33 protein-coding genes and 1 pseudogene are annotated in these 25732 nt (G+C 59.1%); 8 read left to right on the top strand and 26 right to left on the bottom strand.

The features are described 5' to 3' along the window. Nucleotides 1–60: 60 nt before the first annotated feature. The 13 genes and pseudogenes from ATI14_RS29775 to ATI14_RS29720 form a co-directional block, all read right to left on the bottom strand. Nucleotides 61–519 (bottom strand): phage virion morphogenesis protein, encoded by a 459-nt coding sequence (locus ATI14_RS29775; RefSeq protein WP_100831536.1) that lies wholly within the window; start codon nucleotides 517–519, stop codon nucleotides 61–63. After that, nucleotides 509–991 (bottom strand): phage tail protein, encoded by a 483-nt coding sequence (locus tag ATI14_RS29770; protein ID WP_080520616.1) that lies wholly within the window; start codon nucleotides 989–991, stop codon nucleotides 509–511. The genes ATI14_RS29775 and ATI14_RS29770 overlap by 11 nt, the downstream gene beginning before the upstream one ends. After that, nucleotides 988–1167, bottom strand: a pseudogene (gene lysC / locus ATI14_RS31795) (Rz1-like lysis system protein LysC); the annotation flags it as partial. The gene ATI14_RS29770 and the pseudogene lysC, both read right to left, overlap by 4 nt. Then, nucleotides 1088–1531 (bottom strand): Rz-like lysis system protein LysB, encoded by a 444-nt coding sequence (gene lysB / locus ATI14_RS29765; RefSeq protein WP_080520615.1) that lies wholly within the window; start codon nucleotides 1529–1531, stop codon nucleotides 1088–1090. The gene lysB and the pseudogene lysC, both read right to left, overlap by 80 nt. Continuing rightward, nucleotides 1528–1731: an RraA family protein gene (locus ATI14_RS29760; RefSeq protein WP_100831535.1), complete on the bottom strand. Its 204-nt coding sequence runs from the start codon at nucleotides 1729–1731 to the stop codon at nucleotides 1528–1530. The genes lysB and ATI14_RS29760 overlap by 4 nt, the downstream gene beginning before the upstream one ends. After that, on the bottom strand, nucleotides 1728–2573 hold the full coding sequence (locus tag ATI14_RS29755; protein ID WP_100831534.1) for an N-acetylmuramidase domain-containing protein: 846 nt from the start codon (nucleotides 2571–2573) through the stop codon (nucleotides 1728–1730). Before ATI14_RS29755 ends, ATI14_RS29760 begins: the two co-directional genes overlap by 4 nt. Next, nucleotides 2570–2848 carry a phage holin family protein gene (locus ATI14_RS29750; protein ID WP_064451434.1) on the bottom strand — a complete coding sequence of 93 codons (279 nt, stop codon included), beginning with the start codon at nucleotides 2846–2848 and terminating at the stop codon, nucleotides 2570–2572. Before ATI14_RS29750 ends, ATI14_RS29755 begins: the two co-directional genes overlap by 4 nt. Nucleotide 2849: 1 nt before the next feature. Continuing rightward, nucleotides 2850–3203 carry a putative holin gene (locus tag ATI14_RS29745; protein WP_064451435.1) on the bottom strand — a complete coding sequence of 118 codons (354 nt, stop codon included), beginning with the start codon at nucleotides 3201–3203 and terminating at the stop codon, nucleotides 2850–2852. 27 nt (nucleotides 3204–3230) lie between these two features. Further along, on the bottom strand, nucleotides 3231–3443 hold the full coding sequence (locus tag ATI14_RS29740) for a tail protein X (RefSeq protein ID WP_080520613.1): 213 nt from the start codon (nucleotides 3441–3443) through the stop codon (nucleotides 3231–3233). Then, entirely contained in the window at nucleotides 3443–3904 is a 462-nt protein-coding gene (locus tag ATI14_RS29735) for a head completion/stabilization protein (RefSeq protein WP_080520612.1), read from the bottom strand. The genes ATI14_RS29740 and ATI14_RS29735 overlap by 1 nt, the downstream gene beginning before the upstream one ends. A gap of 102 nt (nucleotides 3905–4006) precedes the next feature. Beyond that, the gene (locus ATI14_RS29730; protein ID WP_100831533.1) at nucleotides 4007–4723 is read right to left on the bottom strand and encodes a phage terminase small subunit; all 717 of its coding nucleotides are present in this window, start codon (nucleotides 4721–4723) and stop codon (nucleotides 4007–4009) included. A gap of 11 nt (nucleotides 4724–4734) precedes the next feature. Beyond that, nucleotides 4735–5742 carry a phage major capsid protein, P2 family gene (locus tag ATI14_RS29725; RefSeq protein WP_080520521.1) on the bottom strand — a complete coding sequence of 336 codons (1008 nt, stop codon included), beginning with the start codon at nucleotides 5740–5742 and terminating at the stop codon, nucleotides 4735–4737. Nucleotides 5743–5787: 45 nt separating this feature from the next. Then, the gene (locus ATI14_RS29720; protein ID WP_080520522.1) at nucleotides 5788–6666 is read right to left on the bottom strand and encodes a GPO family capsid scaffolding protein; all 879 of its coding nucleotides are present in this window, start codon (nucleotides 6664–6666) and stop codon (nucleotides 5788–5790) included. A gap of 152 nt (nucleotides 6667–6818) precedes the next feature. Between ATI14_RS29720 and ATI14_RS29715 the strand changes: the two genes are divergently transcribed. From ATI14_RS29715 to ATI14_RS29705, 3 genes are all read left to right on the top strand, one after another. Further along, entirely contained in the window at nucleotides 6819–8576 is a 1758-nt protein-coding gene (locus tag ATI14_RS29715) for a terminase ATPase subunit family protein (RefSeq protein WP_080520523.1), read from the top strand. Further along, nucleotides 8576–9628, top strand: a complete 1053-nt coding sequence (locus tag ATI14_RS29710; protein ID WP_080520524.1) for a phage portal protein — start codon at nucleotides 8576–8578, stop codon at nucleotides 9626–9628. Before ATI14_RS29715 ends, ATI14_RS29710 begins: the two co-directional genes overlap by 1 nt. 156 nt (nucleotides 9629–9784) lie before the next feature. Continuing rightward, nucleotides 9785–10579 carry a DNA adenine methylase gene (locus ATI14_RS29705; protein ID WP_100831532.1) on the top strand — a complete coding sequence of 265 codons (795 nt, stop codon included), beginning with the start codon at nucleotides 9785–9787 and terminating at the stop codon, nucleotides 10577–10579. Here the strand turns inward: ATI14_RS29705 and ATI14_RS29700 are convergent. The 5 genes from ATI14_RS29700 to ATI14_RS29675 all read right to left on the bottom strand — a co-directional run bounded on the left by ATI14_RS29700 (nucleotide 10576) and on the right by ATI14_RS29675 (nucleotide 14669). Next, on the bottom strand, nucleotides 10576–11256 hold the full coding sequence (locus tag ATI14_RS29700) for an SOS response-associated peptidase family protein (protein ID WP_100831531.1): 681 nt from the start codon (nucleotides 11254–11256) through the stop codon (nucleotides 10576–10578). The two genes, ATI14_RS29705 and ATI14_RS29700, sit on opposite strands and share 4 nt — an antisense overlap. A gap of 24 nt (nucleotides 11257–11280) precedes the next feature. After that, on the bottom strand, nucleotides 11281–11619 hold the full coding sequence (locus tag ATI14_RS29695; protein ID WP_100831530.1) for a hypothetical protein: 339 nt from the start codon (nucleotides 11617–11619) through the stop codon (nucleotides 11281–11283). A gap of 1192 nt (nucleotides 11620–12811) precedes the next feature. Beyond that, complete coding sequence (locus tag ATI14_RS29685; RefSeq protein WP_080520010.1) at nucleotides 12812–13378, bottom strand: hypothetical protein; 567 nt, start codon at nucleotides 13376–13378, stop codon at nucleotides 12812–12814. Between the two features lie 137 nt (nucleotides 13379–13515). Then, entirely contained in the window at nucleotides 13516–13731 is a 216-nt protein-coding gene (locus ATI14_RS29680; RefSeq protein ID WP_080520769.1) for a hypothetical protein, read from the bottom strand. A 383-nt stretch (nucleotides 13732–14114) separates the two neighbouring features. Continuing rightward, nucleotides 14115–14669 (bottom strand): M91 family zinc metallopeptidase, encoded by a 555-nt coding sequence (locus ATI14_RS29675; protein WP_016971449.1) that lies wholly within the window; start codon nucleotides 14667–14669, stop codon nucleotides 14115–14117. A 220-nt stretch (nucleotides 14670–14889) separates the two neighbouring features. On the opposite strand from ATI14_RS29675, the gene ATI14_RS31790 reads away from it, so the two are divergent. After that, nucleotides 14890–15108, top strand: coding sequence for a hypothetical protein (locus tag ATI14_RS31790; RefSeq protein WP_080520011.1), 219 nt, complete (start codon nucleotides 14890–14892; stop codon nucleotides 15106–15108). 76 nt (nucleotides 15109–15184) lie between these two features. Here ATI14_RS31790 and ATI14_RS29665 read toward each other — a convergent pair whose 3' ends face one another. Together ATI14_RS29665 and ATI14_RS29660 are read right to left on the bottom strand one after the other, a co-directional pair. Further along, complete coding sequence (locus tag ATI14_RS29665) at nucleotides 15185–15823, bottom strand: LysE family translocator (protein ID WP_016971450.1); 639 nt, start codon at nucleotides 15821–15823, stop codon at nucleotides 15185–15187. 66 nt (nucleotides 15824–15889) lie between these two features. Further along, complete coding sequence (locus tag ATI14_RS29660) at nucleotides 15890–17077, bottom strand: MFS transporter (protein WP_016971451.1); 1188 nt, start codon at nucleotides 17075–17077, stop codon at nucleotides 15890–15892. A 424-nt stretch (nucleotides 17078–17501) separates the two neighbouring features. Here ATI14_RS29660 and mqo point away from each other — a divergent pair, with 424 nt between their 5' ends. Beyond that, nucleotides 17502–19148 carry a malate dehydrogenase (quinone) gene (gene mqo / locus ATI14_RS29655; RefSeq protein WP_016971452.1) on the top strand — a complete coding sequence of 549 codons (1647 nt, stop codon included), beginning with the start codon at nucleotides 17502–17504 and terminating at the stop codon, nucleotides 19146–19148. A 65-nt stretch (nucleotides 19149–19213) separates the two neighbouring features. On the opposite strand, the gene ATI14_RS29650 is transcribed toward mqo, so the two are convergent. Continuing rightward, nucleotides 19214–20050 (bottom strand): LysR family transcriptional regulator, encoded by an 837-nt coding sequence (locus tag ATI14_RS29650; protein WP_016971453.1) that lies wholly within the window; start codon nucleotides 20048–20050, stop codon nucleotides 19214–19216. A gap of 98 nt (nucleotides 20051–20148) precedes the next feature. Here ATI14_RS29650 and ATI14_RS29645 point away from each other — a divergent pair, with 98 nt between their 5' ends. Together ATI14_RS29645 and ATI14_RS29640 are read left to right on the top strand one after the other, a co-directional pair. Next, nucleotides 20149–21048 carry a DMT family transporter gene (locus tag ATI14_RS29645; RefSeq protein ID WP_016971454.1) on the top strand — a complete coding sequence of 300 codons (900 nt, stop codon included), beginning with the start codon at nucleotides 20149–20151 and terminating at the stop codon, nucleotides 21046–21048. Nucleotides 21049–21179: 131 nt separating this feature from the next. Next, a complete protein-coding gene (locus tag ATI14_RS29640; RefSeq protein WP_031319816.1) occupies nucleotides 21180–21509 on the top strand; it encodes a YXWGXW repeat-containing protein in 330 nt (109 codons plus the stop codon). Nucleotides 21510–21512: 3 nt separating this feature from the next. Here the strand turns inward: ATI14_RS29640 and ATI14_RS29635 are convergent, their stop codons facing one another. The 3 genes from ATI14_RS29635 to ATI14_RS29625 form a co-directional block, all read right to left on the bottom strand. Then, nucleotides 21513–21857 (bottom strand): hypothetical protein, encoded by a 345-nt coding sequence (locus ATI14_RS29635; RefSeq protein ID WP_016971456.1) that lies wholly within the window; start codon nucleotides 21855–21857, stop codon nucleotides 21513–21515. 101 nt (nucleotides 21858–21958) lie between these two features. Continuing rightward, nucleotides 21959–22354, bottom strand: a complete 396-nt coding sequence (locus ATI14_RS29630; RefSeq protein ID WP_016971457.1) for a PIN domain-containing protein — start codon at nucleotides 22352–22354, stop codon at nucleotides 21959–21961. Then, entirely contained in the window at nucleotides 22351–22608 is a 258-nt protein-coding gene (locus ATI14_RS29625; RefSeq protein WP_016971458.1) for an AbrB/MazE/SpoVT family DNA-binding domain-containing protein, read from the bottom strand. The genes ATI14_RS29630 and ATI14_RS29625 overlap by 4 nt, the downstream gene beginning before the upstream one ends. A 155-nt stretch (nucleotides 22609–22763) precedes the next feature. Between ATI14_RS29625 and ATI14_RS29620 the strand changes: the two genes are divergently transcribed. After that, complete coding sequence (locus ATI14_RS29620) at nucleotides 22764–23156, top strand: RidA family protein (protein ID WP_016971459.1); 393 nt, start codon at nucleotides 22764–22766, stop codon at nucleotides 23154–23156. On the opposite strand, the gene ppnN is transcribed toward ATI14_RS29620, so the two are convergent. Together ppnN and ATI14_RS29610 are read right to left on the bottom strand one after the other, a co-directional pair. Further along, complete coding sequence (gene ppnN, locus ATI14_RS29615) at nucleotides 23157–24530, bottom strand: nucleotide 5'-monophosphate nucleosidase PpnN (protein WP_016971460.1); 1374 nt, start codon at nucleotides 24528–24530, stop codon at nucleotides 23157–23159. A 150-nt stretch (nucleotides 24531–24680) separates the two neighbouring features. Then, nucleotides 24681–25505: an aspartyl/asparaginyl beta-hydroxylase domain-containing protein gene (locus tag ATI14_RS29610; protein WP_016971461.1), complete on the bottom strand. Its 825-nt coding sequence runs from the start codon at nucleotides 25503–25505 to the stop codon at nucleotides 24681–24683. Nucleotides 25506–25732 lie beyond the last annotated feature (227 nt).

The following is a 25732-nucleotide window of genomic DNA, read 5'->3' as shown; positions in this document are numbered from 1 at the left end:
GCGCCGATGGTGGCGCCACGCGCGTACGGGTGCAGCTTCGGCGCCTTGTAGGGCGATGATTTACAGTGTCAGGTGAGCCAGCAGGCTATCGCGGATCAAGTCGAGGTCTTGGTCCGTGAATCCCAGCACTTCACGTTGTTCGTAGCGCACATCGGGCGCGCCACGCTCCGCTCGATCCTTCAACCCGTACTGGTGAACCCTTGCGATCCGAGCTATTCGTCCGGTGAACCCTACCGTAACTGCATTGCTGTCGCCTCGGGCCTTCATGTAGGTCGCCGTGCGCAGCTTTTTGAACATCTCAACCTTGCGCTGGATGCGGCCCTGCTTACCCCGCAAGTCCCGCTTTTTACGTGGCGCGAACTTGCTGCCGTCCGGGTTTATCTGAGTCTGCACCCGCTTTTGCTGGCTACGTCGCAGTTCCTGGCCAATGGAGCGGGCAACCTGATTCCGGGCCGCGGGCTGGAGTTGCTCCAGTAGGCCGGCCGCCCAGGTTTCAAGCGCTTCCAGTTTATCGGCCATCTGGTACTACCCACTCGTCGGCATTGCCTTTGGATCCTGGCACCCAGTTCGGATCAAGATAACCTGCCACACGCTGTGGCTCGCCGGCATGCCTCACGGTGGTATTGCCCTGGTCATCCTTGCCTATTACCACCCGCTCTGTCAGGTGCAGTGTCAGGCCGAGGTCTACTTTGTCCTTGTCGAGAATGTCGGCCTCGAACTGCACGCCGTTTTGCGCTTTATCGTAGTTCTCCAACAGTTCAGGCTGATTGACGCTTATCCATCCGAGCAAGGGCAGCATGACGCTGTCAGGGTGGCCCGCAAATGCGGTGATGATGATCTGCAGATCGTAACTGTATTCAAAGGACAGGCTTGCCGCAGCGGTGCAGCGGACCTTGCCGTTGTCGATGAATATCAGCAAGAGGTCGGGGTTGTGCTGGAGTTCGGCGACGGTGGCCAGCAGATGAGCGCGAAGGCTTTCGGGCTTGTTCATTGAGCAGCCTGCTGATGTTGATAAACCATATCGACTTGTGCGGCGCAGTCGGCCCAAGCGGCTTCAACGCGGTCCTGGTCGGTGAGTTGATCGCCATTACTGCGAGGGCTGGTCGCCGGCAGCTGGCACGGCACCACGGCCGGACAGCCAGTCACGATAAGCGGCGGCGCCGGTGATGGCGGGGCGCTCGCGCAGCCGCCGAGCAGCGTCAGGCAAAGGCTGATCAGCCCATTTCCGAAGGTCATCATTTTCAAGCTTCAGTTCCTCTATTGTCCGCTCGCGCTTTGCCAGGCTCAGGCGCAACTGATCCTGTTGGGCCCGCAGGTTGCTCTGCGCGTCACGCTCCTGTCTCAATGTGTCGGTAAGCGTGTTGGCAGTTTTCAGGTTACGGTCGGCGTCGTCGCGGGCGGTCTTGGCCGCATCTTGCGCCCGTTCGGTTTTGCCCTCAGCGACGTCGATGCGTGTTTCTTGGATCCAGATCAGCAGACCCATGGCGCCGAGCAGGGCGGTGCCATACATGGTCTGGCGCAGGGTAATCACGCGCGGTACCAGCCGAGTTTGTTCATGGCCGCAGTATCGAGCTGCTTAATTGGGCCGCGCACGATCAAGGCACGGGCGCCGTTCATTATCTGGATGGACTCGGCCAACAGCTGCATATCGTCCTGTTCGGTCGATTCGGGAACCACCAGCAGGTCACCGTCCTGCACGCGTAATTTCTGCACCGCTTTGAAGTCGATCATGCCGCGACCCCTTGCCCGCACTCGCAGCTGGCATGGCGTTCGTAGGCGCGCTGTAGCTTGGTGTCGTAGAGATTGCGCAAGTAATCCGGCCCGTTGTAAAGCCGGGCGAACTCGGCCCATTTGCGGGCTTTCAGGGCCTTGTGCAGCACCGGATCGGTTTCAATAAAGCGAGTGAAGGCGTCGAACTGTTGAGATTCGCCGGCACTCATCGCCGCCACGAAGTCCTGCACGCTGGCGTAGCCGAGACGTTGCCAGTGGAACCCCATGATCTGAAATGCGCCCCAGGACGCTGACTCCAGGGCGGCGGTGTCATCGATCAGACGGGCCATTGCCAGGCGCTGGTGTTCGGCGGTACCACCGATGTAGCCGCCGGCCTTTGGGTTGACCAGGGCTGGGTTATTCGCGGCCAGTTCATCGGCGTGGCGTTTGACCTCTGCAGGGTCATCCCCCACGCGCCGAACCTTGGCGAGTTGGCGGTACATGATGTGCCGTTCGAACAGGATCACTGGCTTGCCGTTATCGAGGAAGCCCTTGCCTTTCGATTCCACTTCGTTGACTGCGTAGATAGTTGCCAGCGGCACGCCGAGACGTTCAGCAGCGTTTACCAGGTCATTGTTGCGCAGCAGCTGGGCACAGTCGCCACCAGCGAGGCTTGCTTGGGTCTTGGTGCCAGCGACGCCATCGGCCACCAGACCAACCTTCAGCTGGTATGCGCGCACGGCAGCCTCCGTGGCATCACCGTAATGGCCGTCTGGCACTAGATTGGCACCTTGCCTGTTGAGGTTCTTTTGCAGGATAAGCACGGCTTGCGAACGGTCGCCATGGCGAAGGGTGGTGGTCATGCGCTGGGCCTCAACAGGGCGGCGACGTTGCCGCGTGAACGGAAAATAAGGATGCAGAGCAGCACTATGGATGCGGCCTGCCCAAGGCTGGTTGGTTGACGGTCCAGCAAGATTTCCAGTCCGCAGATGCACAACGTGGCACCAAACAGGCTCGCCAGCAGTGAGATGCTGCGCCGGTACCGCGCCTCGCCTCGGGTGTAGCAGGCCAGGCGCAGAGCGCTCAGCAAGTAGGCGATTGCCGCGATCAACTGCACGGCCAGTTCGATGTTCGGCATGTCAGGTGCCCCCTCGGATGCGACGCCAGATGTCCCAGATATCCGCCTTTTCCACCCACACCATCAGTTTGATGCTGATCGGGATGACCACCAGGGCACAAATAAAGGCGCTCCCACCGCTGGTGATAAACGGGATTGCCTGCAGGGCCATGGGCGCGAACAGATAGCCCACGCCGGCCGACAGGAACAGTGAGCCCAGCCGCTGCCAGACCTTGAGGTCACGCTTGGTGCTGGTAACCAGCCAGGCACCGAGGATGGCGCCGAATAGCGCGCCATCGTCGATGACGGGCGTGACGCTCGCCAGGCCCAAGCCAATAAGCAGGCCGGACACAACGCTGGAAGTCGGATCAGCCATGGTGTGGGTTTCCTTGGTTGCAGAGGATCAGTCCCATAGGTTCACCATCTGCCGCTGGGGCGCGCTGGTTTGGGCTTCGGGCATGTTGATGACAAGGCCTTGAGGCAGGATTGGCCCATGGTCGGCCAGGCCGGGGTTAGCCTCCAGCACGGCCTCCGTGACGCCTGCAGTGCGGCCGTAAAATCGCCAGCAAAGGGCATCGACGGTGTCGTTTTGGTTGGCGCGCACTGCGGTGGGCATCAGATCAGCTCCACGGTGGTGCGACTTTTTTCAAGAAAGTCGCGTATGGCCCACCTTAGGTCGCGCCGGTAATCGTCGATGCTGGGGGCAACCTCTTCGGCCTTGTTGTTGCCCGTGTTGGTAGCGCTGTAGTCGCGGTACCGCTCGCATACTTCGGCGCCGGTGCCGGCTTCGATCGCTCGGCGGTAGAGGTGGGCCTTTACCGATACGTCTTTGATCCGATCACCAGGGACTTCATCCAACGTGGTGTAGCCGGCGGCCTGCTGAGCTGCTCGCCAGTCGCTCAACTCACGGTTGAGGTTGATTGCGGCAGCGATCACGGCGGTTTCCAGGCGAGCTGGGGTGACGCTGGCATCGATTCGCAGGGTGGCGCGCAGGTTGTCCAGATCAATCGACGGCCAGAACGGGTCGGTGTTGATATGGCCTCCGGTAACTGGGCCGCTGGCTACAAATGCGCTCATGACTGTACTCAGAAATAGATCGCCGGTGGTCGGGGCTTCACGTTCAGGAGGAGCGGCCTGGCCGATCCGCCCCGAGCCGGCGGGGTGCGTGGGGACGCTCGGTTAGCTGCTGGGAGCAGCGTATTTCTTGAGGAGGCGCTCAACGCGCTCCAGATCCTTTTTGCCACCGCAGTTGGTGTTTAACTCGATGGCACGGGCCAGGTATTTTTTCGAGGACTCCAGGTTACACAGGGCGATTACCTTGCTCTCTGACGTGTCATCGTCGGAAACCATCTCGGCAAATGCCTTGCCCAGGGCGAGATGTAGCTTGGCCTTGGCCTGGTCGGGCATGTCTTCTTCACCTGCGATTTGCTCAGTGCGCAGCAGCAGATTCACGTCGAACGTGCCACCGGCCTTCTGTGCTTTCAGGGCAACTTCAGCGATTTCTTCGGCGACGATAGTGCCGGTCGTGCGCTCGAAGCGGTCAGGCATCAGCAGTGCGTGTTCGATGACGTACTCGGCGATGTCCAGGGCGCCGGAAAAATCGCCGGCATCCATTCGCCAAACCATCAGGGTGGTCAGCACCTGGTCCTGCGCGCCTTTGCCTCCTGCCAGAACACCTTCCACGTACGGGATGTATTCGGGCAGCAGCTGCTTTTTCAGCTCCGCTTTACCTTCGGTCGACTGCACCTGTTTCAGACGCAGGTAGTCCTGTTGGAGCTTCGCCAGGTGCAGTTCGTATACGGTCGAACCTTCCATGGTCATGGCAGGGCCGGCCACGGCAGCCGCTGCAACGGCTGCGGTGACTCGCTGGAAGTGACGACGGCAAGGATTGGTCATGGTTGCGCGCCTTAGCTCAGGATGATGTTTTCGGCCATGGCAGCGCAGCCAAGGTCTTCGATCACGTAGGCTTCATTGACCGACTCGTAGTTTTCAATACGGTCGCGTTTGGCGTTATCCACCACCGTGCGGCGGCGGGTGCCTTCCTGCCAGTAGATCGACAGGTTGTCGAGGCGGGTAACCAGCAGGCCGTTCGGCGGGAAGTGAGGCACTCGCACCGCCGGCAGGTTGCCGATGCGCTTCTGGCTGGTGACGATATCGGCCGCAAGTATTTCGGTCGGCGCTTGGGTTTTGTTGATGATCGGGAAGTACTTGTCGGCCAGCAGCTGGCGACCGCAGATTACCACCAGGTCAGTGTCTTCTTGGTACCAGGGCTCGATGAACTCGTTGACCATGCTCACGACCAGGGCGTCGATGTTTTCGAAGTCTTTGCCCGCGCCGATCTGGATCTTGCCGCTGCCGTCGACCACTTCTTTCATAACGCGTGCAGGGTTCTCCAGGCGCATCTTTTGCAGCCATCCGACGTTAACGTCCTGCAGCAGCTTGTTGATGTCCGGTTTGGAGGTCGCCGCACGGCTGGTCCCGTTCCAGCCAATCATGATCCGGTTAAGCGCCTGAGCCCGGATGATGGCGTCACGGATACGCGCCTGGAAGTCTTTGAACTTGGCCCATTGATCCAGCTTCTGGTAACGCAGGCCGGTATCGAAGTTGGTTTGGGTGCAGGTGTACCCACGGTTGTCCAGGCCGGTAGGGTCACGCGGCTCGCGGTCTTGCTGAGTGGTATCGGTTGTGCCGGCGATGGTGCCGTCGATGCCAATACCGATTTTTTCGCCCGATTGTTCGGACACGCCATACACGTTGATCGAGCTGAGAAACGCGCTCGACTCCTGCATACGGGTTTCCAACGTCTGGGCAACGGATGGAGCGGCTGTGAATTTGGTGGTGACGTCGCTCACGCCGTGCAATTGGGCGAGTTGTTGCAGGTAAGCGTTGAAAAGAACGCGAGTATCGTTACGCATGGTGTTCTCCGATGTTCCTTGGCTGGGTGTTGTCCGTGATCTGGATCAGCAGTCGGTGACGAGTGCGCCGTCACCGCCCGTAGCCGGCGGGCGAACGGAGTACTGCGGTTTCTGGCCGGTGGTGTCCGGGGTTTTTTCGAGCTGTTGAACCAACGCCGTGAAGTCGGCAGACAGCTTCTCGTGAGCGGTCTGCAGTTTTTCGCGGGCGGTTTTTTCGGCGGTAAAGGCTTCGCCCTGACCGGCGACATGCTCGGCCATGGCTTCAACAGCCTCGCCGAGTTCAGTGAATAGAGCGGCGTCCTTGCCTTCCTTGTCCTTGCTCTTACCGAGTAGGTCGAGAACGCGGCTAAACAGGCCTGCGACTTTGCCGCTTTCGTCCTCAACTTCTTCGAATTCAAGTTCAATCTCGACGACCTCAGAGAAGAGGTTGCCGGGATCGCGTTTGCGACTGGTCAGTGGGTTCATGTCCGGGTGCTGAGCGCTGAACGTCAGCATCTCAGTGCCCAGGCTGGCAGGGGTATCGGTAACGGCGATGCCGTCCAAATAGGCGCGGCCGGTGTCGGCGAATTTCGGCCGAATCTCGATGCTGGTGTACAGCTTCTGCCGTGCTTTGTTCATGGCGATCAGGTCGGAGGTCGGTTCGATTTGCGCGAACAAGGCCAATTTTTTGGCCCCGGCAATCTCGACTTCCTCAGTCTTAAGCGCGACCACATCGCCGTAGGCCCGGAAAGGGCTGTCCGGCAGCAAGCTGCGCATATGCTCAATCCAAACCCGCGCACCGTAGGTGTTCTGGCTGTAGGTCTCGGCAGCGTCGACCAGCCATTGGCGTTCGATCTGGCGACCATCGGTAGTGGCGCCTTCAACGGCGACGCGGAAGAACTTGGAGCGTTGTTTCTTGGCTGGGTTGTCGGTTTTGCCGGCCATGCGTGAATCCCTCAATGCGGTGGCAGTCTGCCTTGGCGATGAGCGCATGTTGTTGAGCGCGGGCGCGACGGGCAACGAGACGCTGTTGTAGATCGTTGATCTACAAAGGGCGGAGGGGGAACTGTTCGCGCGCGGGCGGCAGCATCTGCGCCATGAATGCCATCGTCGACCTACCCACCGATCACCGCCGCCATGCCAAGCACCTTTACTGGCAGGGCTATCGCGTGTGCGAGATCGCCGAACTGATCGGGGAGAAGGAAAAGACTCTCCACAGCTGGAAGGCTCGGGACGAATGGGACCGAGCGACGCCGCTGGAACGCATCCAGGCGGCGACCGAAGCCCGCTTGGTTCAGTTGATCCTGAAAGATCCCAAGTCAGGGTCGGACTACAAGGAGATTGACCTGCTGCACCGCCAGCTGGAGCGGCAAGCCCGTATCCAGCGCTTCAACGAAGGCGGTACAGAAACCGAGCTGAATCCGAACCTGGCGAAACGCAATGAGGGGCCGAAGAAGGCGCCGAAACGTAACGAGTTCGACGAAGAACACATTGAAAAGCTGACCGAAGCGTTCATTGACGGCTGTTTCGGGTATCAGCTGGATTGGTACAAAGCCGGCAATCAGCGAACCCGCGCGATACTCAAGTCACGGCAGATCGGCGCGACCTACTATTTCGCCCGTGAAGCGCTGATCGATGCGCTGACGACAGGTCGTAACCAGATTTTCCTGTCGGCCTCGAAAAACCAGGCACACATTTTCAAGGCCTACATTCAGGCCTTTGCCCGTGAGGTAGTCGGTGTTGAGCTGACGGGCGACCCGATCATTCTGGGTAATGGCGCCGAGCTGCACTTCCTCGGTACCAATGCTCGGACGGCCCAGGGCTACCACGGTAATTTCTACTTCGACGAATTTTTCTGGACCTTCAAGTTCAAGGAATTGAACAAGGTCGCCAGCGGCATGGCGATGCAGAAGCAATACCGTCGAACCTACTTTTCGACGCCTTCCAGCATGGCGCACGAAGCCTATACGTTCTGGACTGGCGAGCGATTCAACAAAGGCAAGCCGGCGGCGCAACGCGTCAAAATCGACGTTTCTCACGATTCTCTGCAACAGGGCCGGCTGTGTGAGGACCGTGTTTGGCGGCAGATCGTCACTATTCTGGATGCGGAAGACCGCGGGTGCGACTTGTTCGACCTGGACGAGCTGCGCCAGGAGTACGATGCCGAGGCCTTCCAGAACCTGCTGATGTGCCAATTCATCGACGACGGAGCCAGCATTTTCCCGCTGGCGATGTTGCAGCCCTGCATGGTGGATAGTTGGGACCTATGGGCCGAGGACTACAAACCATTTGCCGCGCGTCCTTTTGGGGATCGTCAGGTTTGGGTCGGCTACGACCCGGCCGAAAGTGGCGACAGCGCCGCACTGGTGGTAATTGCGCCACCGACTGTACCCGGCGGCAAGTTCCGCGTGCTGGAGAGACACCAATTCCGGGGGATGGACTTTGCCGCCCAGGCAGAATCGATCCGCCAGGTCACCAGGCGCTACTGGGTGACCTATATCGGTATCGACATCACTGGCATGGGTTCGGGCGTGGCCCAGTTGGTTAAGCAATTTTTCCCGAACATCACCACCTTCAGCTACTCGCCCGAAGTCAAAACACGCCTGGTGTTGAAGGCTTACGACGTCATCAAGAACGGCCGTCTGGAGTTCGATGCCGGTTGGACGGACATGGCTCAGTCGTTGATGGCTATCCGCAAAACAGTCACCGCCTCCGGGCGCCAGTTCACTTACACGGCCGGTCGCACTGACGAAACCGGCCATGCCGATTTGGCGTGGGCGACGTTCCACGCACTGCACAACGAACCCCTCGAAGGGCAGACCACGGCGAACACCGGATTTATGGAGTCCTATTGATGAGCAAACGTAAGCGCGTAACCCAGCTGGCCACCGCTCAGCCTCCCATTGAAGGGGACGTGTTGCCGCCTGAATCCGGGCCGGTCGAAGCGTTTACTTTTGGTGACCCAGCACCGGTGCTGGATAGCCGGGAGATCCTCGACTATCTGGAGTGCTGGGCCAATGGGCGTTGGTTTGAAACACCTATGTCCATGGACGGCCTGGCCAAAACGACGCGCGCCAGCGTGTACTTACAGTCCGGGCTGAACTTCAAGCGCAACATGCTGGCCCGCACGTTTGTTCCCCACAGACTGCTGACCCGTCAGGCATTTGAGCAGTTCGCCCTGGATTGGCTCTGGTGCGGCAACTGCTACTTGGAGAAGCGGAACAACATGCTCCGCAACACTATGGGCCTGCTGCCGCCCTTGGCGAAGTACATGCGCCGGGGCGTGGACATGGAGTCCTATTACCAGGTGCGTGGCTGGAAAGATGAACATGAGTTTGCGTTGGGATCGATCTGCCACCTGCGCGAGGCGGATATCAATCAGGAGATCTACGGCCTACCGGAGTGGCTGGCTGCGCTGCAGAGCGCGTTGCTCAACGAGAGCGCCACGTTGTTTCGCCGCAAGTACTACAACAACGGCAGTCACGCCGGCTTCATCTTGTACATGACCGACGCGGCGCAGAAGGAGGAGGACATCGACTCACTGCGCACCGCGCTGAAGAACTCAAAAGGTCCGGGCAACTTCCGAAACTTGTTTGTTTACGCGCCAGCCGGGAAAAAAGATGGCATCCAGCTCATTCCGGTCAGTGAGGTGGCGGCGAAGGACGAATTCAGCTCGATCAAAAACATCAGCCGCGACGATCTGCTCGCGGCGTTGCGCATTCCGCCGCAGTTGATGGGCATCGTGCCGCAGAACGCGGGTGGTTTCGGGTCGTTGCGGGAGGCTGCTGAGGTTTGGGCGGTCAACGAGCTGGAGCCGCTGCAGGCGCGGTTGGCTCAGGTCAACGAGTGGCTGGGTGAAGAGGTTGTCAGCTTCAAGGAATTTGAGCTTCCAACGGGGGGGAAGTAGTACCCCCGCGCAGCAAACGAGGCGACGAGCTGGTGCGCTAACACCAACTCGACGCTGAATCACTCGAACACGCCGAGTGCTCCAACCAAGGCCTCGCCCCACTGCGCAGGGGGTGCGAAGCCTAAGCGAATCCAATTTTCAAAACAAGGATCACTTATGAGCACACCAATAATCCCGTGGATGGGCGGCAAGCGCCGTCTGGCAGATCGTCTTATCCCGCTGTTCCCGCCTCACGAATGTTACGTCGAGGTCTTTGCCGGGGGCGCCGCGCTTTACTTCATGCGGCCCCAGGCTGCGCCTGTTGAAGTTCTCAACGACATCAACGGCGACCTAGTGACGTTGTACCGCGTGGTGCAGAACCACCTAGAAGAGTTCGTGCGCCAGTTCAAGTGGGCGCTCAGCTCACGCCAGGTATTTGAATGGCAGAAGATGACCAGGCCGGAAACGCTGACTGACATCCAGCGGGCTGCTCGGTTTTTCTACCTGCAGCACCATGCGTTTGCGGGGAAGGTCAGCGGGCAGACATTCGGCACAGCCACCACGGGGCCGGCGATCAACCTCCTACGGATCGAGGAGAACCTATCCGCCGCGTGGCAGCGCCTCTCAGGCACTTACGTTGAGAACCTGGGCTGGCTGGAATGCGCAGAGCGGTACGACCGGCCGCACACCTTCCACTACATGGACCCGCCTTACTGGCAGACCGCAGGGTATGGAGTGGACTTTCCGTTTGAGAACTATGAGCGGATGGCTGACTTCATGCGGCGGTGCAAGGGGAAGGTGATGGTCAGCATCAACGATCACCCAGATATCCGACGCGTGTTCGACGGGTTTCACTTTGAAACGGTAGATATCCGATACAGCACGACCAATCAGCGGCAGGGTAAAGCCGAGGTCAGCGGAGAGCTGGTGATCATGAATTGGGAACCCGATGCACTGGGTGGTCTGTTCTAAGGAACCGGATCGATCAAACAGGCTTCCTTGTTTCTTACGTTGCCCACGGCGGTGCTGACCTTGAACCATTCAAAGGTCTCGGCCGGCTCGCCCTGGTGCAATACCATCTGCTCGGCACGCTCCTTCGGCGTAGCTGGGTTCAGCCATTCACGGGCAAGGTCCGGTGTGAGTACAACGGGCCTTCTGTCATGGATGTCCACCATGCCACCAGCGCTATCAGCGGTGATGATCACAAAGCCGTCATGCTCACCTGGGCCTTCATCTGCGTCTGGTAGTTGACCAATAGCTGCGCACAAGATCGGCGCGCCGTCCCGCCTGCGGATCAGATAAGGCTGTTTCTTCGGTCCGCCTTCATCCACCCACTCGAACCAATTGTCGATGGGTGTGATCGCACGGTGTGGCCAGATAGCTCTGAAGAACGGGCCGTGGGCTACCTTTTCGACGCGTGCGTTGATGGGCGCAGCGCGGTCTTTCGCCCAATGCGGGCGCCACCCCCACCGCACGGAATCGGCGTGCAGCAACTCACCCTGCTGGTGCAGTAACGCCACGTGAGTCGTTGGAGCGACGTTGTACCGTTCGATCGGCTGATCACCCACCGAGTTTGCCAGGGCATTGGGCATGCTTAGCGCCGCGACAAAGTCGTGGATTCCCCGGTACTGCGACAGTCTTCCGCACATGGCAAACCCTCTTTCAGTTTGACATTAGACAATCGTGGTCGGCCGAGGTCTCATTTCATTGACGATTCGCCGCAGCCCATCCGCCTCCCGCCTGCTCACATTGGACAATGTGGTCAGATCCTCGATTTGCTTACGCAATGATGCTGCTTCGGCTCCACGTTCCCGGAGATACCCCGCAAACTCCGTGTTCTTCGCTTGGGCTTCCAGCAGCATTTGACTGATTCCGTAAACGTCCGCACGGGCTTTGCGTAATTGCAGGTTGAGTTCCTGGATCTCGTTCTCCAGCAGGTGGCAATGCTGTCGGTACATCTGCAGTGGTGTGGGGAGGCCAAGCCATCCGAGGGTGTCTTCATCATTGTCCATGGTTACGAATCCGTTACTGTATGCACATACAGTAAATGACGTTTGGCCATGATGCGATTTGAGGCGACGAGCTGCACGGCAGAGAAGGGGTTGAAGTCGGAAAAGCCAGCGGGAATAGATGAAAGTTTGCCCTTCATCAACATGAAAACACCAATCCCAACATAGCATTAGCAGGGTGTCACGGCAAGCGTAAGGGGCTGCGCGGGCCAATAAACACGGGCCTTTCAGCGTTCCGCTGACTGCCGACCGAAGCCAGGGCGGTACCACGCTCGCATTCCCCCGGTTGGGGAGTTGACGTGCCACATTCTTTGGGGGGAAGTGACGTGCTACAGGCTGCGGGTAGGATCGTCTGCACCTGGCGCGCGCCGTCGTCCCCCCACCTCGCCTGCGGGCTAAATGGGTCTCTTTTTCTGCGCTTCTGCATCCAGGTCAAAACTACGCAGGCTGGGGGCCGGATTCCGATTTCCGAATTCCTAAATATCTGCGGAACCCTGCGAAGGTGTGTGCTTTTCAATGAGGTCAATGCGAACGAGCAGACAGGCAGATCTGGGAGTCGGCTCGGGAAAAGGGTTAGTTTTTTTTTGAGGGCGATGCGATGCGGTGAAAGGCCCGTATTTGTTGGGCTTGATCGCTAACTTTGGAAGGTTAGTTATGGTTAGGTCAAAGGTTATAAATCTGTAAGCTACTGTTTTTAAAGAATTTAATATATTGAATATTTAACATCAATAAAGGTTAGGAAATAACCAGACCTAACCGAAAAGCTAACCCTGCCGACCAGTCGCAAACCCACACCGGGAAAGGCCTTCAAGTCAGTCAGCAAAAAACTAACCCTCCTAACCTTTTTCCCGTGGGTCAACATGAAAACGCTGAATCTCCCTAGGGCGGGGCTCGTTTGAAGCTGTGCGCTGAATTGCGCAGCACTCACGACGTTTACCCTCACGCACTCACACATCACCCAGATTCAGATGTTGGCGCTTCCAAGGGGGGCGGGATTGGAGCGATAGGAAAGCCCTACCTGAATGAGAAGGTGGAAGCTCTAACGGCGAAGACACTCTGTAAATGCGGGCACAAAAAAACATCCTCACCAGGTCAAAGGAGGAGGTGATTTTGCGTAAGTCGTGTTACTAGCAGTCCGGCGCATTACCCAACACTCGAGGCGTTGGAATTACCAAATCATCGACGGTCATCTGATCTACGACTTCAACGATTCCTTCAGCGATTCGTACTCCTTATCAACCTGATCTAAGTGACCTCTGGCGTTACTTTGTAAGACTGAAAACCCCGTAGCACCTAACTTTAGCCGCTGTGCATGATCGTTCTGATCGATGCTTTCTAGTGCCTTCTTAATCTCAGGATGATTGAGTGGGCCGTTTAGAAGGGTTTCAACCGCGGAGCCAAGAAACACCATCTGATCGGTAAGGCTAAGCATGGCGAGAACTGCCTTGCTTGAACCAAGCTCATGCGTGGGAACACCCTGGAGAGCTCTGACGACGCTCTCAATTATGACTTTGTTATACACCTGGTAAATTAGATGGTTATTGCCAGTCGGCCATCCCATCGCGTCTATCGCCTTACGAATATTACACGCATGCGAATGGGCTGCCTCCACAATGGCGAAAATGGTTCTACGCTTTTCCGATGCAGCGTGATTGACCGGGATTTTTGAAGCCAAGATCACGGCCACTAACGCCAAAATTGATCCAATTGCCTGAATCCATGCAGGAGCTACATTCCAGAAAAGGTGCCAGTCAAAACTCATTTCTCATCTCCATATGGGTTGCCAGGCAGACTACCACCTGAGCATGAATGCTTTTCTGTCTGCGCCAAGTCGCATGCTGTGATCGTTTGTTGGGGAGCGCTGCACTGGTCTGTGGACTTTCGGCCGATAACTGCCAGTCAGGGGAAATCCGCTCCTCTCAATCGAGCCAGGCCCTGTTTGATATGCCCCGCGTTTTCACCAATCGTATGAAGTGCCCCCCGAACATTCTCACCCACTTCTAGAGCGTTTTGCTGCTCAGCCCAAAGAGTCAGCTCCATCACAGCCGCTTCCAGGGCCAGTTGATTTTGATAAAGCCGTTCCAGCACGTCCGTCAGTGAGTACTCGCTTGCCATGGTTTGCGGCTCGTTTTGAAAGAAATCAAGCATAGCAGTGGCAACTCTCGGATTTGCGAAAGCCAGCGAAAAAGGGGCAAGGGGTAAGTGCGTGGGAGTAGTGCTGGTACGAAAGTGGTACAGATGGGTGGCTAAGGCGCTGTAGTGCCCGTTCTGTAAGGCCTGTAGGGTTAGTCGTTCCAATCCATCATGGGGGCAACGCTAAAGCGGCGAGAGAGTGGCGCAATTTGTAGAGACATGGGCAATCTGAGTCAACGAGGCTAATGGCGCGCAGTTTATCAGGGATGCCTCTTGGGAGTGTCAGAGGCATTAGTTGCGTTTTTCGCCGCTTTGAGCACGGTCTTTGTCCAGTGTGAACATTGGAGGCAGCCCCCGATCACCATTTACCTCGAATATGCATTCCGCCGCGGCAAGCTGTGTTCAGCGCGAATGCTGTTTTCACTGAATTTCTTGCTCGCCGAATCACCAATACCCGTCGCACGGGTTTCTTCCTTGATGTTGCTGCCCCCCAGGTAAGTGCCGCGCAGGATGCGATAGGCGTGTACAAGTTCGTGGGCCAGGCCAATGAAGCTCGTCGAGCTGTCTTCATAGCTCATCCCGGTTGGAATGCCTTGGGCGTCCAGCGCGAGGCTGGAGTAGGGGTTCCATGTCACTTCGACACTGGTGCCGGGCCCTTTGAAAATCCACTTTTTCAAGGCGTCGGTTGCATTGCCGACGGAGGCGCAAGTGTTCGGCGTCGTCGAGTAATCGCTGGCGATAGCGACGATTTTGATGGTTTTACCGGTACTGGGGCCGCAAAGCTCATTGATTTCCTTGAGTAGGTCGCGCCCCGTGTTTCTCGACTCGATCCTTTGTAGCGCTGTGATCAGGTTGTTCATGAATTCAAGGCTGGCTGACTCCAGGGTGATGTTGGGGAAAGCGCTGTAGTTTTGGATCATCACCTGTGTTCCTTATGATCTTGAAATGACTAGGAACAGAACACGTGGCCGCTGATCTTTATTCCATGGCGCTTGGGCTGGGTATCCCGACGCGCCACGAAGGGGCAACCTGAACCCGCCCTGTCACCCCGCAAAGTTTCATCATCCCCTGCGCCTTCGAGGTCTACGATCCTCTTCAAGAAGGAACCCCGCCCCCCCCAATCCATAGGGAGTTGAAAACATGATCTCGAATCTCGTCAAAGTGGTGTTGATCGCCGGCGCTGTGCTGTTGAGTGCGTGTTCGTCTTCGTCTGCCGTGAGCAGTGACCCTTGTTTCTCAGGGGGATGCCAGGCGTTTGGGGATCACAGCCCTGGCAAAGCCGCCAAGATGAATTTTGGAGGCAGTGGATTGGGGAGTAGTTACGGGGAGTATGGGGCGGGGTTGATGCATGATGATTGATAAAGCATAGGGCTGCTGCGCAGCCCGGCGGGAGCAAGCTCCCTCGCCACAGGTGGGGGAGCTGAAACCCTGATATTTAGGCTTGGACGTGGGCTGAGCCCAGAATCAGCCGCAGGCCCAGAGCGCCCATTACCAGGCCGGCGGTGCGGTCAAACCAGTGTTTTGAGCGCAGGTACGCCGCGCGTGGGCGTTCCGACGAGAACGCCAGCGCCACTACCGTGTACCAACCGGCCTCGATTGCGAAGATCGCGGGCAGCAGCACGGCAAACGTCCACACCGGGGCATGGGCCGGCAGGAACGCCGCGAAAATACTCCCGTACACAATCGCCGCCTTTGGATTGCTCAGTTGCGTGACCGCCGCGAGGGTGAAGGATTTGCGCGCGCTTTGTGGGCGGCCATCGGCGGTGGTGGGGACGACGATGGGGCTTTTAGCCGAGCGCCACAGTTGTACGGCCAGCCATACCAGGTAGGCGCCGCCGAGTATTTTCAGGATTACGTACAGCCATTCCACTTTGGCCAGCAGGGTTTGCAGGCCGAACAGGCCGAGCCCGCCGTACACCACGCCGCCAACGCCCATGCCCATGGCCGCCGCGAGTGCGTCACGGCGGGAAAGGGCGATGGCGGTGCGGGTGACGAAGACGAAGCTGGGGCCGGGGCTGGCGGCGCCGATGGCAATGGCGCCGAGGATGCTGAGCAGGGGGAGTGTGATGTCCATGGGGCCCTTCGTTGATGGTGTGGTTGTTGAATCAACAAAACGCTTCAGGGCCCGTGTTTATTCCGCTCAGTGCCCGCCTTTCATGCGCCTTGCAATCAGGTAGATGCCCAGCCCGATCAGCGCGGTGGCGGCACCGATGTAGCCGGTGCTGGTCCAGCCCAGGCCGGCGGTAATCGCCATGCCGCCCAGCCACGGGCCCAGCGCGTTCGCGAGGTTAAACGCCGCGTGGTTGGAGGCGGCCGCCAGGCTCGGGGCTTCGTGGGCGATGTCCATCAGGCGGATTTGCAGCGGCGCGGCCATGGAGATCATGGTGCCGACCAGGGCAATGCCCAGCAGTACGCCCCACAGCGAGCTGGCGGCGAAGGTGAAGAAAATCAGCACGGCCATCGACCACACCAGAATCCAGCCCACCGCGCGAAATTGCAGACGGTCGAACAGCTTGCCGCCGGCGATGTTGCCGATGATGCCGCCCACACCGAACGCCGCCAGACCAAACGGAATCCACTGCGGCGAGACTTTGGTGACTTCGAGCATGGTCGGGGCCAGGTAGCTGAACACGCAGAACATGCCGGCAAAACCGATGGCGCCGATGGACAGCGCCATCCACACCTGAGGCTTGGTAAAGGCGCGCAACTCCTTGCGCGGGTCGCTGCGTTGTTCGTCGTGGCGGTGCGGCACGAACTGCCAGACCAGTGCGAGGGTGCACAGGGCAATCACGCTGACCAACATAAATGCCGAGCGCCAGCCGAAGTGCTGGCCGAGGAAGGTGGCGATGGGGTTGCCAAGCAGCATGGCCAGGGTCAGGCCCATCATCACACGGGCCACGGCACCAGCGCGTTTGTCGCCCGGCACCATGCTCGAGGCGACCACCGCAGCGATACCGAAGTAGGCGCCGTGGGGCAAACCGCTGATAAAGCGGAAAGCCACCAGCGAGCCGAAGCTCGGCGTGAAGGCGGTGGCGAAGTTGCCCAAGGCATACAGGCCCATCAGCAACAGCAGCATGTGTTTGCGCAGCAGCTTGGCACCCAGGATGGCCAGCAACGGCGCGCCGACCATCACGCCCAGGGCGTAGGCGCTGATGGCGTGGCCGACTTGCGGCTCGCTCAGGTTCAAATTGTGTGCGATGTCGGGCATCAGGCCCATGATGGCGAATTCGCCGGTACCGATCGCGAAGGCGCCCACGGCCATGGCCGCTTCCATTTTGGCGGCACTGCGCGCGGGCAGCACGTGCCCGGGTGTTTGCTGGATAGTCATGGGTAACTCTGTGTGGAGGGGTTGCACGAAGGACAGCCAATGATGCTACGCAAATGGCGGCGAAGCTGTCTAGAACAGCCATTGGCGCAAGAGTTCCAGGCCTGTGACCCCAGGTCGCGGCTGCAAGACTTGACACCGGCGCGTTAAAAGCCGCGATTTAGAGCTGTCAATTGGCCAAACGGCGCATAAACGCTGTTCAGCGTGATATTCTGCGCGCCGTCTTGGTCTAGTCTTTCTCCGGTGCGTACACCCGTATACGTCCCGGCGGTTGGCTGTCGCCCAGGTAGCTGAAGCCAATAATGATAAGAAGTCAGCGCAGAAGGGACATAAACAGTGAGGTCGATTCGTCGGCCTTGTGTGCCCACCCTGCGGCCCCGAGAAGTCGGGCGGCAGGGCGGATGGCGTTTTATCATAGGTGCTACTGATGTTTAAAAAAGTAAACACTGCCCTGCTGGGGCTGGCTTTGTCGATGGGGATCACGTCCGCTCAAGCGGAAGAGGCAAAGAAAGTCGATGTGCTGCTGATCGGCGGCGGCATCATGAGTGCAACCCTGGGTGTCTGGCTCAACGAGCTGCAGCCGGACTGGTCGATGGAGATGGTCGAGCGCCTTGATGGCGTGGCCGAAGAAAGCTCCAACGGCTGGAACAACGCCGGTACCGGTCACTCGGCCCTGGCCGAGCTGAACTACACCCCGGAAGACAAGAACGGCAACGTTGAGATCCCGAAAGCGGTCGAGATCAACGAAGCGTTCCAGATCTCCCGTCAGTTCTGGTCCTGGCAGGTCCAGCAGGGCGTGTTGAAGAACCCGCGTTCGTTCATCAACTCCACACCGCACATGAGCTTCGTGTGGGGCGATGACAACATCAAGTTCCTGAAAAAACGCTACGAAGCACTGAAGGCGAGCCCGCTGTTCGCCGGCATGCAGTACTCCGAAGACCCGGCGCAGATCGCCAAGTGGGTTCCGCTGATGATGGAAGGGCGTGACCCGAACCAGAAAATCGCGGCCACCTGGACGCCGATCGGCACTGACGTGAACTTCGGCGAAATCACCCGCCAGTTCGTCGCTCACCTGCAAACCACGCCGAAGTTCGACCTGAAACTGTCGAGCGAAGTGCAGGACATCACCAAGAACGCCGACGGTTCGTGGCGTGTGAGCTACAAAAACCTGAAAGACGGCACCAAGACCGAAACCGACGCCAAGTTCGTGTTCATCGGCGCGGGCGGCGGTGCCCTGCACCTGCTGCAAAAATCCGGCATCCCTGAAGCCCGTGAATACGCTGGCTTCCCGGTAGGCGGCTCGTTCCTGGTCACCGATAACCCGGCCATCGCCGAGCAGCACCTGGCCAAGGCCTACGGCAAGGCTTCGGTGGGCGCGCCACCGATGTCGGTTCCGCACCTGGACACCCGCGTGCTGGATGGCAAGCGCGTGATTCTGTTTGGCCCATTCGCAACGTTCTCGACCAAGTTCCTCAAAGAAGGCTCGTACCTGGACCTGCTGACCAGCACCACCACCCACAACATTTGGCCGATGACCAAAGTCGGTATTCGTGAATACCCACTGGTCGAATACCTCGCCGGCCAACTGATGCTGTCGGATGACGACCGCTACAACGCCCTGAAAGAGTACTTCCCGAACGCCAAGAAAGAAGACTGGCGCCTGTGGCAGGCCGGTCAGCGCGTGCAGATCATCAAACGTGACGAAGAGCAGGGCGGCGTCCTGAAACTCGGCACCGAAGTGGTCAGCTCCGCCGACAACTCCATCGCCGGCCTGTTGGGTGCATCGCCAGGCGCGTCCACCGCGGCTCCGATCATGCTGACCGTGCTGCAGAAAGTGTTCAAGGACAAGGTCGCGACCCCTGAGTGGCAGGCCAAACTGCACCAGATCGTACCGAGCTACGGCACCAAGCTGAACGACAGCCCGGAAGCGGTTGCCAAGGAATGGGCCTACACCGCCGGCGTCCTGCAACTGACCCCACCGCCTGCGATTCCGCAACTGGCGGCGCCTCAGGCCACCGAGGCTGCAAAGCCTGCGGCTGAGCCGAGCAAACCTGCATCTGACCTGGCGCTGTAAGCCACGCCTGATGTGAAAAGCCCGCTGAACCGGAAACGGTCAGCGGGCTTTTTTGTGGGCGGCATTCACACCTTGAAGTGCCGGATTTGCTCGTGCAGGTGCAGGGCCAGGGCGTTGCCGGTATCGCACAACAAATACAGATGCTGCGCGGGCAAGGGCGGCAGGTCCGGCAGGTGCTTGAGCCCTTCGCCCATGCGGCTTTGCTCCATCAAGCCCACGGCCATACCACTGCGCACGCAGGCTTCGACGGCGGATGAGTTGGGGCTTTCCAGTACCAGCCGATGGTAAACCCCGTGATCCTTCAGGGCCTGCAAGGCTGCGGCGCGGTATGGGCAGCCGGCAATGGGCACGGTGACGGGCAGCGGGGCATTCGGCGGATAATCGAAGTGCTCGGCTGCTACCCACAGTGGCTGCACGGCGCCCAGGCGTTCACCCTGGGCCAGCGGGTGTGCGGTGACGGTAATCGTGAGGTCGAGGTGGTTGGCCGTGAACAGGTTCAGTAATTCGCCACTGGTGCGGGCTTCGACTTCCAGCTCCAGCAGCGGGTTGTCAGCGATCAAGCGCGGTAAAAACGCCTGGATGAAGGCGGGCGCGTAGGTGTCCGGCACACCCAGGCGGATCTTGCCCTGCATGCGCTGGGGCATCAGCGAGATCAGCAGGCGGTCATGGCTTTTGAGAAACTCGGTGGTTTCACCCAGCAGTTTCCGGCCGTAGGGCGTCAGCGCCACGCCTTGGTTGTTGCGGCTGAACAGGCGTTGGCCAATCTGCTCTTCCAGCTTTTGAATCTGCGTAGTGATCGTGGAGGCACTGCGGTGCACGTGTTCGGCCGCTTCGTTGAAACGCTGAAAGCGCGCCACCGCGTGGAAGGTGCGCAACAGATCGATATTCAGTTGTTTGGCCATGATTCTGCTTTTACGGATTAGTCATGCTGATTATTCAAATATACAGAAGCATGCGCGACCCCTAGCCTTGGCGTCAACTTACACAGACGGGAGGCGGCATGAAGCGATCGACCCTGGGGCGGTTTTTGTTGCAAGGCGCGTTTGTGTTGTCGTGGAGTTCAGGCTACATCGGCGCAAAGCTGGGTACGCAGGACGGCGGCGCGTTCAACTTGTTGTTTTGGCGGTTTCTGTTGGTGGTGGCGTGCCTGGGTGTGTACTTGAATGTCAGGTTGCTCCAGGTGACGTGGGCGCAGGTGCGCCACTACGCGGTGGTGGGTTTCCTTTCACAGTTTCTGTACCTGAGCTGCCTGTATGTGGCGATTCAGAACGGTTTGCCCCCAGGCATTGCGGCAATCATTGCGGCGCTGCAACCGCTGATGACGGCGGCCCTGTCCACGGGCAGCGCAACCGAGCGCAGCGGTGGCTGGGAGTGGGCGGGTCTGATGATCAGTTTTGTCGGCGTGGCGGTGGTGATCGCCGGCCAGTACAGCAGCAGCGGACAACAGCTCGGCCTGGTCATGTACTTTTTGCCGCTGGCGGCGGCGTTGGGGCTGACGCTGGCGACCCTGTATGAGCGCCGCACCGTGCCGCCCAAGGGTGGTGGCCTGGTGCTGCCGTTGTTCATCCAGTCAGTGCTGACCTTGATCGGGTTCACCGGCGCAGTGCTTTACACCGGTACCCTGAGCATTCCTCGCGCGCCCGACGTGCTGATCTCGATTGTGTGGCTGACGGTGTTGTCCACACTTGTCGCCTACTTGAGCCTGTGGATGTTGCTGCGCCGCATGAGCGCAACCCACGTGGCGGCGCTGGTTTATCTGGAACCGCCGGTCACCCTGGTGTGGGCGGCGTTGATGTTTGGCGATGCCATCCATGTGTCGACTTACGCCGGTATGGCTGTCGTCGTCGCGGGGTTGTTGTTGGTGCGCCTGAAGCGACCGGCTGTCGTGTGTGCGTCCTGAGCCATACGGGTTCAGCAACCTGACAGTCATCACCTGTTAAAAAGAACCCAGAGCCGAGCAGGAGCGAGGTTGCAGCAAGGGGGCACTTTTTACCTGTGTATTCGTTGGGCGCTGGCGCCCGAGGGTTTTGTATGTTGCTACGTTATGCGGCAATGGCGGCGGTAGTCGTCGCGGCGTCCGGGTGTGTGCAAGAGCGTGTGGTGCATGAGCGCGGGCCCGTTCAGCGTGAATATGTGGAAGTCGTGGCGCCGCAACCGCCGCCGGTGCAGGTGATCGAAGTCGAACCCGCTGCGCGTTACGGCTATGTATGGTCGCGCGGTTACTGGCGTTGGGAAGGTGGGCGCTACGTGGCGGTGCATGGCCATTGGGAAGCGGTGCGTGAAGGCTACCGCTATGTGCACCCGCATTGGGTGCAGCGCAATGATGGTTACCACTGGCAGGGTGGCGGCTGGGTTCGTTGAAACCTAGATCGGCTTGCGGGTACCCAGTAGACGAACCTCGCGCAGCAGCGCGGCACCGAGCTGATCGCTGCCCAGCTCCTGATAGCCCACCACTTCGGTCGCGCCGTTCCCTTCCGCCTGGATGATGATCACCGGCGTTTCCTTGCCGGTGGCCTCATCGACGTGCAGCGCGTACTGCGGAACATCCACGTTGATCGGCGTTCCCGCCGGCTTGCCTTGCACATTGATCAGAAACGCCGCACAGCCGGTTTCGATGTCCTCGCTGGTGGCGGGGCGGCCGCTGACGAAGCAGGTCGTCGGCAGGTCGGGCCAGGCGATGGTGTCCGCGTTGGCCACGGCGGAGGCCATGCTCAGGGTAGCGAGTAGAAACATGCGCACGGGAGTGTGTCTCTCGATCAAGGTTGAACGCGGTTTTTACCAAAGCCCGAACGTCGTCGCAATGCCGTGGCTCAGGTCAGCTGTTTCATACCTGCTGCCTTGGCGGCGTTGAGGTCGAAAGTGGCCGTGTATTTACAGCCTGCCGAATGGGCGCAGCGCTCGATCAGACAGTCTGCAAAATCAGCTTTGTTTGCCGAAAATCGGCGCAGGGCCTGCCAGATGATTTCGGCACGCTCGATGGTCAGCTCACGCGTGCGCAACAGCGTTTCCAGCACGGCCACCACGTCACTTTTGGACGACTGATAGCAGCTTTGTAAAACCCACACCAACTCGACCACGGACACCAGGCTGACAAAGCCCGGCGAAAGTGTGGTGAGTGATTCGACCAGTTCGGATGCCTTGGGCGATTGAACGGGATCATCCTGAGTGACATAGCGCACCAGTACATTGGTATCCAGTCCGATCATCCCGCTTTGGCTCCTTGCGCGGCGATGGCAAGGTTCATGTCTTCAATGGAGACAGCCTTGGAGGGTTTGCGGATCAAGCCCTTGAGGTCGTGCACTGTTTTGCTGGCGGCGATGATTGAAAAATTGCCGTCCTCCATTTCGACAAACTCAACGCGGTCACCTGTTTCCAGGCCCAGAGCAGTCCTGACCTGGACGGGAATAGTGATTTGCCCTTTTGAGGTAAGTGTCGCGGTCGCCATATCGAAAGTCTCCATCGTGATATTCCTTACATTAGGGTAAGGCGTATTGGAGAACAAGATCCGCTGGTCCATAGGTTTCTCTTCTGGTGTGATTGAGTGGGAACACGTAAAACCATAGCCCGGCTCTTCCCCTCGACACGCCTCAAAACGACAGCAAAGAGATACCGCATATGACTGACCGCCAACTCATCATCCCGCCCGCCATGCAACCCATTGTCGAGCGCGCCGGCTACGTGCCCGCCGTCAAGGTCGGCAAAACGCTCTATTGCGCGGGGCAGGTAGGCCGAACGCCGCAATTGGCGGTGATCGAAGACCCCGAGGCGCAGTTCATCGCCGCGTGGGAGAACCTGCGGGAGGTACTGGAGGAGGGCGGTTGCAGCTTTGATGACGTGGTGGACATGACCACCTACCACGTCAACATGAGCCAGCACATGGCGGTTTTTCGCGAGGTGAAAAACCGCCTGTTTCCACGCGGGCAGTGCGCCTGGACGACCATCGGCGTGTCAGAACTGGCGCACCCCGGTTTGCTGGTGGAAATCAAATGCGTGGCGGTGCAACGCTAGCTATTGCACCACGCGGTAGCACGGCACATAGGCCGCGCCGCCCGGCAGCTTCATTCGGTGCTGGGCGACGAAGGCCTGCAGCAGTTCGTCCAGTGGCTTCATGATGGCCGGGTCGCCGTGAATCTCGTACGGGCCGTGCCTTTCGATCAGGCGGATGCCCTTGTCCTTGACGTTGCCCGCCACAATTCCCGAGAACGCGCGGCGCAGGTTGGCCGCCAGTTCGTGGGGTGGCAGGGCGTGGCTCAGTTGCAGGCTGGCCATGTTTTCGTGGGTCGGATCGAACGGGCGCTGGAAACCTTCATCGATTTTCAGCAGCCAGTTGAAGTGGAACGCGTCGTTGCGCTCGCGACGGAACTGCTTCACGGCCTTGAGCCCGGAGGTCATCTGGCGTGCCACTTCAGCCGGGTCATCGATGATGATCTGGTAGTGCGCCTGCGCCGCTTCGCCGAGGGTGGCGCCGACGAACGCGTGCAATTGCTGCAGGTACGGCGCGGCCTGTTTCGGCCCGGTGAGGATCACCGGAAACGGCACGTCACGGTTGTCCGGGTGCATCAAAATGCCCAGCAGGTACAGGAATTCTTCCGCCGTACCGGCGCCGCCCGGGAAGATGATGATGCCGTGGCCGACGCGCACGAAGGCTTCCAGGCGTTTTTCGATATCCGGCAGAATCACCAACTCGTTGACGATCGGGTTCGGCGCTTCGGCGGCGATGATGCCCGGCTCGGTCAGGCCCAGGTAGCGCCCGCCAGTAATGCGTTGTTTGGCGTGGGAAATGGTCGCGCCTTTCATCGGACCTTTCATCACGCCGGGGCCGCAGCCGGTGCACACGTCGAGGCTGCGCAGGCCCAGTTCGTGGCCGACCTTCTTGGTGTATTTGTATTCTTCGGTATTGATCGAATGCCCGCCCCAGCACACCACGATTTTCGGCTCGACGCCCGGGCGCAGTGTGCGGGCGTTGCGCAGCAGGTGGAACACGTAGTCGGTAATGCCCTGTGAGTTGCTCAGGTCAATGCGCTGGCTGTCGAGTTCGTTCTCGGTGTAGACGATGTCGCGCAGGGCGCTGAACAGCATTTCGCGGGTACTGGCGATCATTTCGCCATCAACGAACGCGTCTGCAGGGGCATTCAGCAATTCCAGGCGCACGCCGCGATCCTGCTGGTGGATGCGCACTTCAAAGTCTTTGTAGGCGTCGAGGATGGTCTTGGCGTTGTCGATATGCGCGCCGGTGTTGAGGATGGCCAGGGCGCACTGACGGAAGAGGGTGTAGATGCTGCCGGTACCGGCTTCACTCAGTTGCTGGACTTCACGTTGGGACAGGGTTTCGAGGCTGCCCTTGGGGCTGACGGAGGCGTTGATGACTTGACGTTGGGGCATTCTGATTCCTTGAAAGCACAGCCACCGCACTCGCCGGGAGCGGCGGTGGCTTGAAAATGGTGAGCGCCGAATCCGGTCGCACGAGACGGTTAGTCTGGCCGTCACAAGGGCAACGCGCAAACACCGTCAAGCACCATCATGCCGCAGAACTTACTGAATCAGCTTCCAGTTTTTGTAGAAAACCCGACGCAGGGTATATACCAGCCCGGCAAAACCCGAGATCACCGCGTTGAGTAAACCCGGCAGCGGGGTCGGGCGCACGATGTCGATGAAGAGGCAGTAACGTTTGGCGTCGTTTTTGTTGAAAGACGCGTGCATCAGCGTGTCATCGAAGATAAACAGCGGGTCGTCGTGCCAGTAGTGCTTGTGCTTGCCCACCTGGATGTACACACCTTCGTGGTGCGGTGCCGGCGCCATGTTGTAAAGCACGCGGAACATCATGCGCAGCGGGCCGAAGTGGAAAGACGTGGAACGGTTTTCGTTGAACACCGAGACGCCGATGGTCTTCACAAATGGCAGCTTTTTGCGCAGTTGCGGGATGTCGAGGGTGGTTTCGATCGGGCGGCCGTACCATTGGAAAAACAGCATGCCGCGTTTCTTCTCGGCCATGCGCTCGTCCAGGTAGCTGATGATTTCGTCCTTTTGCGCCATGGCGTCGTCGATCACCTGTTGCAGGTCTTCACGCCAGGCGGGCGGCAGGTCGCGCATGGTGTAGACGTGGCGGTTACGGCTGCTCACCAGGTCGAACAGGGTGTTGAACGGCGCCAGAATCCAGGTGTTGCGGCCGTTGCCGATGAAGTATTTCTTGATCGTGTCGCGGTCGTACAGGCCGTTACGCAGGAAGTCGTAAACGCCACACACCACCACCAGCAGCAGAAACACCAGGGTCGTGCGCGGGAAGCAGTAGATGAACAGCAATACCCCGAGCACCCAGGCGGCCGAGATCAGCTTCTTGCGAACAGCACTATTACTCATGAAACGAGGCTCCGGACCTGAAACATAGTGAAACATTGCTGCCATGATAGTGGGTTATAGCGATGCCGGGCGTTTTTAATAGTGCAAATTTGTGAAGGTCGGGGACAAGGTTTACCCCCGCGCCTGCGGTGTCTTGAGCATTTTGTGGATTGGATTTTGTAAACAGAAGATTTGCGACTATCGTGACGCTTCGGTTTTTCAGGCGTCATAGACCGGTACGAATGAAG

This window comes from Pseudomonas tolaasii NCPPB 2192 (genome assembly GCF_002813445.1).
Classification (GTDB): Bacteria; Pseudomonadota; Gammaproteobacteria; order Pseudomonadales; family Pseudomonadaceae; genus Aquipseudomonas; species Aquipseudomonas tolaasii.
This window is presented reverse-complemented; position numbering and strand designations above follow the sequence as displayed.